The sequence below is a fragment of the Yersinia pekkanenii genome (assembly GCF_001152565.1).
GTDB lineage: Bacteria > Pseudomonadota > Gammaproteobacteria > Enterobacterales > Enterobacteriaceae > Yersinia > Yersinia pekkanenii.
The window spans coordinates 1-14,538 of record NZ_CQAZ01000006.1; the positions used below are offsets into that span (position 1 = coordinate 1).

Below are 14,538 nucleotides of genomic sequence, written 5' to 3' on the forward strand. Positions count from 1 at the left end.
CCGCTCCGAGCACTTTGTCATTAACCTCAGGTCTGTCGCTTTCTTACTTGATGTTGCCGTTATCATTAGCGGCGTTCAAGGATCTCAAAACAATAACTGTGCGAGTTCGCTTCATCTGCGTCATGGAACTCACTGAATGTGCTTTCCCACTCATCTGGCTCATAGTCAGGAAAATGAGTGTCTCCCCCCACTTCGGCATCGATATGGGTGAGATACATACGGTTCGCCCGGCCTAAGAATTGCTTATAGACACGCCCGCCCCCCATAACCATAACTTCTGGTGCATCGCCAGCGCAGGAAAGAGCTTCCTCGATAGACGTTGCCCAGGTTACACGGTCATCACTACCTGGCTGGCTGCTGATGACAATATTCAATCGCCCCGGCAAAGGGCGGCCGATGGATTCGAAAGTCTTACGACCCATAATAACCGGTTTATTTAGCGTGTTACGTTTGAACCACGCTAAATCAGCCGGTAAGTGCCATGGCATGGCGTTTTCCATACCAATGACGCGATCCGCTGCCAACGCAGCGATCAGGCTGATAATCATTTTTAAACCCTGTAGGCTGCAAGAGCCAGTACCGAAAAATTGCTCACACTATACGTAAAGCCTAATCAAGCGTCGATAGCGATAAGCAGGCTAATCACACATATAAGACTGCTCTTAGCTCGATACAAAAACAGAGAAGGAAAAAAACCTTATACACCAGGACGTTTGCGATATAACCATAAACCGGGCAAGGATAAACCAATTGACAACGCACCCACGATAAATGAGGCTTTCAAGAAATTAGTCACCATCGTGGACATTAATGCCTCGGTGTAACCCAGATGAGAAATCTCCACCACCGAGATCATCGCAGTGTAAGCAGAGATCCCAGGGAACATAGGAATGACGGCGGCAACAGTAAAAACCTTAGGGTGCGCCAGTAGCCAGCGTGACCAGTTAATCCCGATGACGCCAATCATAATTGAAGCCAATAATGAAGCTAGCTCGATATTCATACCGAAATGAATCATCAGCATGCGCGAACCATGACCGATAGCCCCCAGTAACGCGCAATAACGTAATGCACGAACAGGCACATTAAACACCATCGCAAAACCGAGTGCCGGAATAGCGGCCAACACCATATCTTGTAGTAACGCCCAGAGTAAACTCACGACCATCCCCGTAATCCCCAAAGCGCCATAGCGAATACCACGCCAATGCAGGTCGATAGGGTTAATAAACTCGCCATCGCCCAACGCGCCAAACCGGTATTAACATGCCCTTTAAACATATCGGCTACAGCATTAATCAGTGGAAAACCGGGTACTAACAACAATACGCTCGCGGCCATCGCCACACTGGATGTCTGATGGAAAAAGGGTAAACGCATCAACAAACCAGACGCCGATGTGGCGACAAAAGCCGTGATACAGAAATTAATTAACGGGTTCATATGCCGGGCCGTTAGGCTTTGACGTACAAACATCGCCAGCCCACTGGCTAAAAAACTGATAGAAAATGCATCCCAACCCCCGCCGTTTAATTTACTGAAACAACCACACGACAATGCAACCATCACTACAACTAGCCAGCGTGGATAGCGCAACGGTTTAATATGCTCAACGCGCTTGTCCACATCCTCAGCATCAAGTAAATGGTGTTCTACTAAAATGACAATATGCTGGACCTCGGTCACGACCTGCATATTAATACCGCGATCGACATTTCTGCGGGTCGATGTCAGACAATTCCCCTGGCTGATAGTGGTCAAAACAACTGCATTGGCGGAGATGGAGCTTTCGACGCTATCCATACCCAGAGCGATACCCAAGCGCGCGGATAACTGCTCAACCAGCATACTTTCGGCACCGTGCTGCAACAGCAACAACGCACATTTGATGCACAATCGTGTGATTTCGCGCTGCTGATGGGGAATATCACTGTTTAATACATTTTCCTGGCTCATATTTGTGCATCACTATCCGTCAAAAGCGTAAAAGATAAATGCTCATATCATCACTGCTGACCACCAAACTGCCGTAGGTATCGCATAAGGATAATGCAGGAAAAACTAAGTGGCGTTATTATCGCCAGACAACACCACTCTCATTCGGTAATCCTAATGCTTGAAACATCTTTATTCGTCGCAACTATTGCAACATTGGGGATGCTCTCTCCCGGCCCTGATTTTTTTCTGGTCATCAAAAATGCCGCCCGTTATCGCCGCCCTGCGGCCATGATGACGGCACTCGGTGTGATTTTGGGCGTAGCGACACATATGTCTTATTGCGTAGCTGGCCTGGCCGTGGTTATCACCACCACGCCCTGGCTATTCAATCTGCTGAAATATGCCGGGGCCTGCTATTTGATCTGGATTGGTATCCAGGCACTGCTATCGCGGGGAGAAAGTAAACTCAGTATCGATAACGCCGCGCAGTATCCCATCACGCTGAAAGCCGCATTCTGGCAGGGATACCTTTGCAATTTATTGAATCCCAAAGCGACTCTTTTCTTCCTCGCCGTTTTCACACAAATATTACAGATCAACTCCGGCGTGGGTGAAAAACTGTGGTACGCCTCAATCATCTGGGTTCTGGCCGTTATCTGGTGGCCGCTGCTGGTGATCCTGATTCAAAGTGCACCGGTACGCCGTGGTTTGGCAAAAGTGCAAAAAGTGGTCGATAAATTGCTGGGTGGCTTGTTGATCGGCCTGGGTATCAAAGTTGCATTAAGCTAACGGTGCCAGCTTTTAGCTGTCTTGCTATAAGCTACTACCTACAACCCGCGCTAACATTGATCTTCACCAAGGTTGTTTATGAACAATACTATTGTTTATGAAAAGTACTTCTGTTTATAACAAACACTGCGTTTATGGTTAAAAAGCGTGATTTTATAAATAATAAGCATAAAAAAGGGCGATGTTTCCATCGCCCACGGATTACTGACAAAGTCGATTGAAGAGGAAATGTTCCGTTGGGGTCGTAGTCGCGTAAGCGACCGGAGCGCCCCTGGGAACAGTCGCCCCTTCACGCACCTGATTTTATGCTGGTTTTGCCATTAACCTTTCATATTCTTAATCTTGGCATGCATTTCTTGCACTGAAATAACTTGCTCAGTTGGATCTGCATTCAATGCCATCGCTGTTGCAAAACCGCCATTCAACGTGGTGTCGTAATGCACCTTATACTGCAAAGCACTACGGCGGATCAGTTTGGAGTCTTCAATCGCCTGACGCCCTGCGGTTGTATTCACAATATAAGTGTATTCGCCATTCTTGATTCGGTCCTGAATGTGTGGACGACCTTCATGCACCTTGTTGACCAAACGTGGATTTATCCCCGCCTCGCCCAGAACTACCGCAGTACCGTGGGTAGCATCCAGTTCAAAGCCCTGTTTCAGCAGCTTAGCGGCCAGATCAACCACCCGATGCTTATCGCCCTCACGGACCGATAACAGCGCGCGGCCACTCTTTTTCATACCAGACTGACTGCCCAACATCGCTTTGGAGAAGGCTTCAGCGAAGGTACGCCCCACCCCCATGACTTCACCGGTAGAGCGCATTTCTGGCCCTAAAATCGGGTCAACACCAGGGAATTTGTTGAACGGCAGCACCACTTCTTTTACCGAGTAGTAAGGCGGGATAATCTCTTCCAAAACACCCTGATCTGCCAATGATTGGCCCACCATCACCCGGGCTGCAATTTTTGCCAGTGGCATACCGGTCGCTTTAGACACGAAGGGTACGGTACGGGCAGCGCGAGGGTTAACTTCGATCAGATAAACTTCGTTATTCTTCACGGCAAACTGCACATTCATCAAACCGCGAACACAAAGCTCAAAGGCCAGTTTTTCAACTTGCTGGCGCATCACATCCTGAATTTCCTTACTCAGGGTATAAGCTGGCAATGAACACGCTGAGTCACCAGAGTGAACCCCCGCTTGCTCGATATGCTCCATAATGCCGCCAATTAACACCCGCTCACCGTCGCAAATGGCATCGACATCCACCTCAACCGCATCATCGAGGAAACGATCCAACAGCACCGGTGCATCATTCGACACACTCACTGCATTCTGGAAGTAACGGCGCAGGTCAATCTCGTCATAAACGATTTCCATTGCACGGCCACCCAAGACATAAGATGGGCGCACCACCAGCGGATAACCCAGCCCCGTCGCCTTCTCTACCGCTTGTTCAATGGTGGCAACCGTGGCGTTCGCAGGTTGTTTCAGACCCAGACGATGTACCGCCTGTTGGAAACGTTCACGATCTTCAGCACGGTCAATAGCATCCGGGCTGGTACCGATAACCGGTACACCGGCGGCTTCCAGTTCGCGCGCCAATTTCAATGGCGTTTGACCACCGTACTGTACAATCACGCCCTGTGGTTTCTCGATACGCACGATTTCCAGCACATCTTCCAGCGTCACTGACTCGAAATACAGGCGATCAGACGTGTCATAGTCAGTCGAGACTGTTTCTGGGTTACAGTTCACCATGATGGTTTCGTAACCGTCTTCACGCAGTGCCAGTGATGCATGCACGCAGCAGTAGTCGAATTCAATACCCTGACCAATACGGTTCGGGCCACCGCCCAACACCATCACTTTCGGACGGTCGCTGGTTGGATTGGATTCGCACTCTTCCTCGTAGGTTGAGTACATGTAGGCGGTATCAGTCGAAAACTCGGCGGCGCAAGTATCCACACGCTTATAAACCGGATGCAAACCGTATTTGTAACGTAATTTACGCACTTCACTCTCAGCCGCACCGACTAATTTCGCCAAACGAGCATCGGCAAAACCTTTACGTTTCAACTGGCGCATAAACTCAGCATTCAGGCCATTGATGCCGCATTCCGCCACGTTTTCTTCCAGCCGCACCAGTTCTTCAATCTGTACCAGGAACCAGCGATCAACGTTAGTCAGATTGAAAACACCATCAACCGACATACCCGCGCGGAACGCATCAGCGATATACCAGACACGATCACAACCGGCTTCTTTTAATTCACGACGAATTTTAGTCAGGGCTTCCGGATCATCCAGGCTCACCTTCGGGTCAAAACCGGTCACGCCGACTTCCAGACCACGTAATGCTTTTTGCAGTGATTCCTGTAGCGTGCGGCCAATCGCCATCACTTCACCGACCGATTTCATCTGCGTGGTCAGACGGTCATTCGCGCCAGCAAATTTTTCGAAGTTAAAACGTGGAATTTTGGTCACAACGTAGTCAATGGATGGCTCGAAGGAGGCCGGAGTACGGCCACCGGTGATGTCATTCATTAACTCATCCAACGTGTAACCCACTGCCAATTTGGCGGCAATCTTGGCGATTGGGAAGCCAGTGGCTTTAGAGGCCAAAGCGGAAGAGCGGGACACACGCGGGTTCATTTCGATAACAATCAAGCGGCCATTTTTCGGGTTAACCGAGAATTGCACATTGGAACCGCCAGTTTCTACGCCGATTTCACGCAATACCGCCATCGAGGCGTTACGCATGATTTGATATTCTTTGTCAGTCAGGGTCTGAGCCGGTGCTACGGTGATGGAGTCACCGGTATGAATGCCCATGGCATCGAAGTTCTCGATGGAGCAAACGATGATGCAGTTGTCATTTTTGTCGCGGACAACTTCCATTTCATACTCTTTCCAACCAATCAGTGACTCATCGATAAGCAACTCTTTGGTCGGTGACAAATCCAGACCACGCTCGCAAATCTCTTCAAACTCTTCGCGGTTATAAGCAATACCGCCACCGCTGCCCCCCATGGTAAAGGATGGGCGGATAATACAAGGGAAACCAACATCAGCAGCAACAGCCAATGCCTCTTCCATGTTATGCGCAATGCCTGAGCGGGCAGTATCCAGACCGATTTTCTTCATCGCGATATCAAAGCGACGGCGGTCTTCTGCTTTATCGATAGCATCGGCGGTGGCACCAATCATGGTGACACCGAATTCAGCCAAAACACCTTCGCGTTCCAGCTCCAGCGCACAGTTCAGCGCAGTTTGCCCGCCCATAGTAGGCAGAATTGCGTCCGGGCGCTCTTTTTCGATAATTTTACGCACCACTTCCCAGTGAATTGGCTCGATATAGGTCGCATCAGCCATTTCAGGATCAGTCATGATAGTTGCGGGGTTAGAGTTCACCAGAACGACACGGTAACCTTCTTCACGCAGTGCTTTACAAGCCTGAGCACCGGAGTAGTCAAACTCACAGGCCTGGCCGATAACGATTGGGCCAGCGCCCAGAATCAGGATGCTTTTTATATCTGTACGTTTTGGCATGGTTTGACGCTCCTGATTATTTATGAGTATGGCTTGCAGTTGTTGCGCGGTAAGTTTCAATCAGTTCGATAAAGTGATTAAACAACGGCGCGGCATCATGCGGCCCAGGGCTGGCTTCTGGGTGGCCCTGGAAACTGAACGCAGCTTTATCTGTACGGTGAAGCCCTTGCAGAGAACCATCAAACAAAGAAACATGCGTGGTACGCAAGTTGGATGGCAATGTGGTTTCATCTACAGCAAAACCGTGGTTCTGCGCGGTGATCATCACACAATCAGCATCCAAATCTTTCACCGGATGATTACCACCGTGGTGACCAAACTTCATTTTTACCGTCTTCGCACCACTGGCCAGTGCCAGTAGTTGGTGACCTAAACAGATACCAAATACAGGGATATCGGTTTCGAGGAAGCGTTTAATCGCGGTAATAGCATAATCACATGGCTCCGGGTCGCCCGGGCCGTTGGACAAGAAAATACCGTCTGGATTGAGCTTCAAAACCTCTTCTGCTGAGGTTTGCGCAGGAACGACCGTCAGACGACAGCCACGGTCCACCAGCATACGCAGGATATTGCGTTTCACGCCATAATCGTAAGCCACAACATGGAATGGCAAATCTTCTGGTTGTTTCGCTGCTGGCAAGTCACCTTCCAGCGTCCAGCTACCTTGTAGCCAGTCATAACGCTCTGGGGTGGTCACCTCTTTTGCCAGATCCATGCCCTTCAAGCCTGGGAATGCTTTGGCTTTTTCCAGCGCTAAAGCGGCATCAGATAAATCGCCCACAATAATGCAGCCGTTTTGTGCCCCTTTCTCGCGCAGCAAACGTGTCAGCTTGCGGGTATCGATATCAGCAATCGCCACAATATTATGACGTTTGAGATACTCCCCTAAGCCTTCTTCATTACGGTAGTTGCTGGCAATCAATGGCAGGTCGCGAATAACAAGACCTTGGGCGTGTACTGCGGAGGATTCTTCATCGGAGGCATTAGTGCCGACATTGCCGATATGGGGATAAGTAAGAGTAACGATCTGGCGGGAGTAGGAAGGATCAGTGAGGATTTCTTGATAACCGGTCATCGACGTATTGAAGACCACTTCCCCCACTGCCGTACCTTCTGCCCCGATGGCCCGACCGTGAAATTGGGTTCCGTCTTCGAGAACCAATAGCGCTGACTTAATCAAAACATCCTCCAGGGAATAAACAGTCACATTATTTGCATATTAATTCATATATAGCGATCTAAATCAATGCAAAAACCGCCCTCAGAGCCAATTTTTGGCAAATTGGGCGCATTTTAATGATGAGTAACGCTTTTGTCTAGCCAAAGTGCCATTTTTTCTTCGTTTTTTACCGTTTTCATTAAAATGAGTGGATTATAGCGGCAAAAACAGATGCTAACTTAACATAGTAAACGGTTGCGATGGCAAGTGACTGAGAAATATCGTTCTGGTGCGATGAAAACCAGCATCGATGTTCAATTAAGGGATTTCAGGAGGTGAATCAGCACAAAAAACACAACAAACAGAAGTTATTGAACAATAATAATATCAAGCATGATTTTTAATAAAAAATATAAAAAAGGACAATAAAATATTGCCCTATTATCAAACAATTATGATAAAAACAACCACATCACTGGTTGTGCTTTACACCGTTAAAGTTCATTAAGATCCAATACATCTCGCATATCAAACAGGCCATTATCATGCTTTGATAGCCAAATGGCAGATTTAACCGCACCATTAGCAAAAGTCATACGACTGGTGGCTTTATGGGTGATTTCAACTCGTTCGCCAATATCAGCGAACATAGCCGTATGCTCGCCAACGATATCGCCAGCACGGATGGTCGAAAAACCAATAGTGCGGGGTTTACGCTCGCCGGTGTAGCCTTCGCGGCTATACACCGCACAATCTTTCAATGACCGCCCTAAAGAATCAGCAATTGCCTCGCCCATCGCCAGTGCCGTACCGGAAGGCGCATCAACTTTATGCCGATGATGTGCTTCAATAATCTCGATATCGGTATAGTCACCCATTACTTTCGCCGCTTTCTCAAGCAGCTTTAACACCACATTTACCCCAACACTGAAGTTGGCGGCAAATACAATCCCAATGTCAGATGCTGCTGCACTGATTGCAGCTTTACCTGCATCATCAAAGCCAGTAGTGCCAATGATGATTGCTTTACCATTTTTGTGACAAATAGCTAAATGTTCCAGCGTGCCTTCTGGACGGGTAAAGTCGATCAAAACATCAAAATCACCAATCACTTTGGTTAAATCATCGCTTACAATAATATTCAGTAAGCCAATTCCAGCCAACTCACCCGCATCACTGCCGACTAACGTGGAACCTGGGCGCTCGACGGCAGCGCCCAGCACAACACCGTCTGTATGGGTAATTGCCTGGATAAGCTGCCGGCCCATACGCCCACCCGCGCCGACAACCGCGATCCGGATTGTTGAATCAGTCATAACATCTCCCAATATTGTGTCATCTACCCTGACAAGAGTTCAGATTAGCCGCCCGCTATGGACTCTGCCAGCCTATTTAATCTGTATTAGAAAAAAATGATATAGGCGTGCTTTTATCAGTGAAACCACTTAATTCCTTACATAACATTCATTAACCCATTATTAGATGGATTTCAGTGAGATGAAAGTGCCCTATTGAATCGGATAAGATACCGTCACGATTAATCTGGCCGTTGGTGGTTATTCCGCATAGTCATGCAGTTATAATGGCGACAGTTGAGATAACCCAGCGATCGCACTTTCCAGATACCGGCGCGGGCATCCTAGATTGATTCGAATAAAACCGGATCCCATAGGCCCAAAACTTTCCCCCATAGACGCCGCAATCTTCGCTTTATCAAGTAGAACTTGTTTTAACCTTGCATCATCCAAACCCAAGTCACGGCAATCTAACCAAGCCAGGTAAGTCCCCTCCGCCTTAACCATGTGACACCAAGGTGCGACATACGCTAATGCTTGTTCAAACCAACGCCGGTTCTCGGCTAAGTAAGCCTGTAATGCATCCATCCAAGGGCCACCGTAGTTATACGCTGCGGTAGCCGCCGTCATAGATAAAGCATTAAAAACATCTAAACCATGTGCATTCAGGCGATTAATAAATGCTTTGCGAATATCTGGGTTTGGTATAAGAAAGTTTGAAATTCTCAGTGAAGATAAACCAAAGGTCTTACTTGCCGATGTCGCCGCGATAACATGCTCATGCCATTCTGGGCCTAAGTGCAATACCGACGTGAATGTTTCACCAGGCAGCGTTAAATCAGCCCAAATCTCATCGGATAGCACCATCACATGGTATTGTTTACACAGTGCCAATAACGGGATCAGTTCTTCAGCCTGCCAGCATCTTCCCGTAGGGTTGTGTGGGTTACACAGCAGAAATAAACGTGGTTTTTCTTGTTGAAACAATTGTTCTAAATGGCGATAGTCCATTTGATAACCGTCAATACTCGCTAACAATGGATTCTCTAAAACCTGCCTATCATTCATCGATATGATCTTGGCGAATGAACCATAATAAGGTCCTTGTACGACAACGCCATCACCAGGTTTACTAAGCAGTTGAATCAGTAAAGCCAAGCCAGGAACGACTCCCTCAATAGAGGTAAACCACTCTCGATGCAGCGTCAACTGATGCCGTTCAGCAAACCAATTAATCACTGCCTGATAGTAACCCTCATCCCTTTCACTGTAACCAAACACGCCGTGATCTACACGGCTATGCAGCGCTTGCAGCACTTCATCCGGGCACCGAAAATCAAAATCAGAGACCCACATAGGCAACAGTTCTGATTGATCCAATTGTAAGTATTGATTTAAAAAATCCCACTTAACGGAACTCGTATTATGACGGTCAATCACTTGGTTAAAGTTAGGCTGTTTCACGCTCTACCTCCTGATTTTCAACGATACTTTCTGGCTTTAGTTTTGCGATACCAAAACCGGTAAAACCATAAAGAAGAGCAAAGAATACAGCGGCATAGCACTGAACAGCCCACGGCAACAGATCCAGAGTACTCACCCCAAGCGTTGTGGCCATGTAAATCCCTGCGGCGGTCCATGGAATCAGTGGTTCAATAACGGTACCGGCATCTTCAATAGTTCTTGATAGATTTTTGTTATCTAACCCCATTCCACGATAGGCGTCTTTAAATAACTCGGCGGGAATAAGCAAAGCTAACTTTCCATCACTGGTGGCACCCGTCACTAAAATTGTTGTCGCAATTGTTGCGGCGATCAACTGACCGGTGGTATGCACAATTTTCAGTAATCGACTGATGATCACCGTCAATGCACCCGTAAGCGTTAATGCACCGGCGAATGAAAAAGCGCAGAACACCAAGAGGATGGTGCTCATCATTGAGAACATGCCACCCCGGTTAAGTAAACGAGGAACATCACTGACAATCCCCGCGACGTTATGCCCCCGTTCCGAAAACATCGACAGATTAAAACCGTCCATTAAAGCTTCAAACCCCTGCTTTAACGTAAACCCTTGCACGACAATGCCGATGACAATAGCTAAAGCGCAACCGGCTAACATAACAGGGATCACCGGACGCTTCCTAACCGCCCCCCACAAGACCAATACCGGTGGCAAAATCAACAACACATTAAAATGATATAAGTTTTCCAATGCCAGAAGGATTTCCGTCACTTTCTCGGGTGTTGCAACACTGCCCATGGTGTTGGTATGGCCGGCAATTAAATAGACGATAGCGGCTAAAATAAAACTGGGGACGGTGGTATACATCAAATGTTGTATATGACCATAAAGGTCGGTATCTGCGACGATAGCCGCAAAATTAGTGGAATCGGAGAGTGGTGAGATCTTGTCGCCAAAATAAGCCCCAGAAACCACAGCACCCGCAGCAGCGGCTAATGGTACATCCAGACCTGCGGCGACGCCCATAAGAGCGACGCCGACAGTACCCGCCGCTCCCCAAGAAGTACCGGTACAGACAGAAATAACACTGGTAATAAAAAAGGCGGCGATGAGGATGTATTGTGGACTAATAAGCTTTAATCCCCAGTAGACCATGTAGGGAATAGTCCCGCTAACCATCCAGGTACCAATCAGCCCCCCGACGCAAACTAAAATTAAGATCACCGGCATAGCTTTAGCTAGCTTTGCCACAATCGAATTAATAATGTCGTCCCAGCGATATCCTTGCCAATAAGCCAGCGCAGCGGCGACACATGCAGATAGCAGTAATAAAGGTTCAATCCGCAAACCAAATTGACCATATCCGATCACTAAGAGGGACAGCATGGCGATAATAGGCAATAACGCGAGTCCCAGACTTAGCTCTTTTTTGTTATCCATATATAACTCCGGTTGAGGGCAGGCAGTTACGACAGAATAATTAATATATTTGGCGAGGGATGTGAGCGTGGATACTGCGTCATGTAAACGGTTTCATGGGCTAAATAAATGTGATCTAAATCACCTTTAGTTCTGTTAATCGGCCTGTTAATCGGCCTGTTAATCGACAATTTTTTCTACCCGCGCGACTGAATCTCTAATAATCAGCTCAGCCGAAAACATATTTATTTGAGGCGGTAATTCACCTTGAGCATGTAACCGTAACGCGATACTCGCAGCTTTTCTGGCCATTCGCTCTATCGGATAATGAATAGTGGTTAACGATGGATAGAGATAGCGGGCCAAAACGATATCATCAAAGCCGACAATCGAGAGCTGGTCTGGTAGGCGGATATTTCTTTGATGCCATGAGCGCATCATACCTGCGGCCATTACATCGTTAAATGTGACGACTGCGGTAAAATTATGCCCACTGGCTAACAGCTTTTCAGCTGCCAGCTCCCCCCCTTCTTCATCAAACGGAACGCTGATAATCCAATCAGCCGGAACATGGATCCCAGCACTGGCCATCGCAGCAAGATAACCATCCAAACGTTGTTTTTTGTCATCAATTAATAATTCGGCTGTGACATATGCAATTCTTGTATGCCCATTCTGGATCAGATAATGGGTGGAGGTTTGCGAGGCGCTGGTATTGTCTAACCACACGCACCGATTGGCTATAGCGGGTAAATAGCGATTAATCAGCACCAGCCCTGGAGTATGTGCCGCATAACGTAATATTTCGGCCTCACTCATTCGTGTGATATGAGCGACGATAGCCTCACACCCTTGATTGATCAAAAAATCGAGACCTGCCTTTTCAAGTTCTTCCTGATGGCCGCCACTACAGACCATCAATTTTGCCCCTTCTTTACGGGCAACCTCTTCGACACCACGCGCTAAACGAGAGAAGAATGGGTCGGCCAGATTACCGGTAAGTAAGCCCAGCATATTCCCACTTCTTTTTGCCAAAGCAAGAGCAGCGGCATTACGTTGATAGTTGAACTCACGCATGGCTTTCTCAACACGTTCTCGGGTACCCGGTTCTACATATGCAGTATTATTAATAACGCGGCTAACTGTTGCGACCGAAACCCCCGCCCTCTGAGCGACATCTTTCATTTTAGCCATGAGTCACTCTCCATTGAGTAATGCTTAGCGTTAATATTAATAGGGGTCGTAGTTAGAAAAATACGGTACGTTCTTTTTGCTCTAAAAAAAGCAGCCACCAGGGCTGCTTCAGACGGCTAACAAAGTCGATTAAAGGGGAAATGTTCCGTTGGGGTCGTAGTCGCATCAGCGACCGAAGCGCCCCTAGGGACAGTCGCCCCTTCACACACTTGGCTTGATACTGGTTTTGTCATTAACCTCAAGCAGCCACCAGGGCTACTTATTATTACTTAACGAATACATTTTCAGCTAACCAACAAATGACTTAGTCGATTTGTTTAATCTCAACACGTAATTCTTTGGGTACTTCGAAGACAATATTTTCTTCGCGGCCTCTTAGCTCGATAGAATCACTGGCCCCAAGAACTTGTAAGCGTGCAATTACCTGCTGTACCAGAATATCCGGTGCCGATGCGCCAGCAGTAACACCAATACGCACCGCTCCTTGTAACCAGTGCTCTTGGATATCAGCCGCAGAATCAATCAAATAAGCCGGCTTACCCATTCGTTGCGCCAACTCAGCCAAACGGTTAGAGTTAGATGAGTTTTTTGAACCCACCACCAGCACCAGATCAGCCTCATTCGCCAGATTCCGCACCGCTTCCTGTCGGTTGGTCGTGGCATAGCAGATATCATCTTTACGAGGGCCGACAATCTTCGGAAAACGCTGATGTAAAGCATCGATAACCGCAGAGGTATCGTCTACCGACAACGTCGTCTGTGTCATAAAACACAGATTATTGTCGTCTTTAACCTTCAGCGCCCAAACATCATCAGGTGATTCAACCAAGTACATCCCGCCTTTCGGATTGCTGTACTGCCCCATGGTCCCTTCCACTTCAGGATGACCTGCATGGCCTATCAAGATAGCCTCTTTACCCTTGCGGCTGGCACGCGCGACTTCCATATGAACTTTGGTCACCAATGGGCAGGTCGCATCAAACAGCATCGTTAGCTCACGCGCACGGGCTTCAGCTCGAACGGCTTGCGACACGCCATGAGCCGAGAAGATCAGAATAGAGCCATCGGGCACTTCTGATATTTCCTCGATAAAGATGGCACCGCGTTCACGCAGGCTATCAACCACATAACGGTTATGTACCACCTCATGACGCACATAAATTGGCGCGCCGTACATCTCGATCGCGCGTTCAACAATACTGATAGCCCGATCAACTCCGGCACAAAAGCCGCGAGGATTAGCCAGCAATATCTGCATGCATTACCTCCTGTTGGGGGTCAATCTCCAGCACTTCAATTTCAAAGCTGATGGTGTGCCCTGCCAACGGGTGATTAAAATCAACAGTAATGGACTCTTCTGCAACTTCCCGCACCACACCTGGCATTTCACTGCCATCGCGGGTGGTAAACAACATGATGGTACCGGCATCTGGCACGCCGGTTTGGGCAAAGTCACGTTGGGTAAAATACTGGACCAGATCTGGGCTTTCCAAACCAAACGCATCTTCAGGTTGCAAGGTAAAAGCGTGCTTATCGCCTACTTTCAAACCCATCAACTGTTGCTCCAGCGCATCGGAAAGGCTGTTATCACCTAACCGAAACAGCGCTGGCTTGCCATGAATATGGGTTGATTCAGCCGTTGAGCCATCTTCCAATTTCAGAGTGAAGTGCACCAATACGGCGCTATTGTCTTGTACTTGATGGCCTTGTACTTGCTCGGACATA

At 47.9% G+C, this 14,538-nt stretch carries 12 protein-coding genes; 1 reads left to right on the forward strand and 11 read right to left on the reverse strand.

Annotated features, from left to right (window positions below):
- Positions 1–65: 65 nt before the first annotated feature.
- The 3 genes from folA to AEP37_RS04230 all read right to left on the reverse strand — a co-directional run bounded on the left by folA (position 66) and on the right by AEP37_RS04230 (position 1,956).
- Positions 66–548 carry a type 3 dihydrofolate reductase gene (folA, locus tag AEP37_RS04220; protein ID WP_049610366.1) on the reverse strand — a complete coding sequence of 161 codons (483 nt, stop codon included), beginning with the start codon at positions 546–548 and terminating at the stop codon, positions 66–68.
- A gap of 149 nt (positions 549–697) precedes the next feature.
- Complete coding sequence (locus AEP37_RS04225) at positions 698–1,168, reverse strand: threonine/serine exporter (RefSeq protein ID WP_049610371.1); 471 nt, start codon at positions 1,166–1,168, stop codon at positions 698–700.
- Complete coding sequence (locus AEP37_RS04230; protein ID WP_049610373.1) at positions 1,159–1,956, reverse strand: threonine/serine exporter family protein; 798 nt, start codon at positions 1,954–1,956, stop codon at positions 1,159–1,161. Before AEP37_RS04230 ends, AEP37_RS04225 begins: the two co-directional genes overlap by 10 nt.
- Before the next feature lie 156 nt (positions 1,957–2,112).
- On the opposite strand from AEP37_RS04230, the gene AEP37_RS04235 reads away from it, so the two are divergent.
- Positions 2,113–2,727 carry a LysE family transporter gene (locus tag AEP37_RS04235; RefSeq protein WP_049610376.1) on the forward strand — a complete coding sequence of 205 codons (615 nt, stop codon included), beginning with the start codon at positions 2,113–2,115 and terminating at the stop codon, positions 2,725–2,727.
- Positions 2,728–3,047: 320 nt separating this feature from the next.
- Here AEP37_RS04235 and carB read toward each other — a convergent pair whose 3' ends face one another.
- The 8 genes from carB to fkpB form a co-directional block, all read right to left on the reverse strand.
- Entirely contained in the window at positions 3,048–6,281 is a 3,234-nt protein-coding gene (carB, locus tag AEP37_RS04240; RefSeq protein ID WP_049610379.1) for a carbamoyl-phosphate synthase large subunit, read from the reverse strand.
- Between the two features lie 16 nt (positions 6,282–6,297).
- On the reverse strand, positions 6,298–7,461 hold the full coding sequence (gene carA / locus AEP37_RS04245; RefSeq protein WP_049610382.1) for a glutamine-hydrolyzing carbamoyl-phosphate synthase small subunit: 1,164 nt from the start codon (positions 7,459–7,461) through the stop codon (positions 6,298–6,300).
- A 473-nt stretch (positions 7,462–7,934) separates the two neighbouring features.
- Positions 7,935–8,756, reverse strand: a complete 822-nt coding sequence (dapB, locus tag AEP37_RS04250) for a 4-hydroxy-tetrahydrodipicolinate reductase (RefSeq protein WP_049610384.1) — start codon at positions 8,754–8,756, stop codon at positions 7,935–7,937.
- A gap of 261 nt (positions 8,757–9,017) precedes the next feature.
- Positions 9,018–10,199 (reverse strand): MalY/PatB family protein, encoded by a 1,182-nt coding sequence (locus tag AEP37_RS04255; RefSeq protein WP_049610387.1) that lies wholly within the window; start codon positions 10,197–10,199, stop codon positions 9,018–9,020.
- Entirely contained in the window at positions 10,186–11,640 is a 1,455-nt protein-coding gene (nhaC, locus tag AEP37_RS04260) for a Na+/H+ antiporter NhaC (RefSeq protein WP_049610389.1), read from the reverse strand. Before nhaC ends, AEP37_RS04255 begins: the two co-directional genes overlap by 14 nt.
- Before the next feature lie 159 nt (positions 11,641–11,799).
- Positions 11,800–12,813: a LacI family DNA-binding transcriptional regulator gene (locus AEP37_RS04265; RefSeq protein WP_049610392.1), complete on the reverse strand. Its 1,014-nt coding sequence runs from the start codon at positions 12,811–12,813 to the stop codon at positions 11,800–11,802.
- A gap of 304 nt (positions 12,814–13,117) precedes the next feature.
- Positions 13,118–14,071 (reverse strand): 4-hydroxy-3-methylbut-2-enyl diphosphate reductase, encoded by a 954-nt coding sequence (ispH, locus tag AEP37_RS04270; RefSeq protein ID WP_049610395.1) that lies wholly within the window; start codon positions 14,069–14,071, stop codon positions 13,118–13,120.
- Positions 14,052–14,537 carry an FKBP-type peptidyl-prolyl cis-trans isomerase gene (gene fkpB / locus AEP37_RS04275; protein WP_049610398.1) on the reverse strand — a complete coding sequence of 162 codons (486 nt, stop codon included), beginning with the start codon at positions 14,535–14,537 and terminating at the stop codon, positions 14,052–14,054. The genes ispH and fkpB overlap by 20 nt, the downstream gene beginning before the upstream one ends.
- Between the last annotated feature and the right edge of the window lies 1 nt (position 14,538).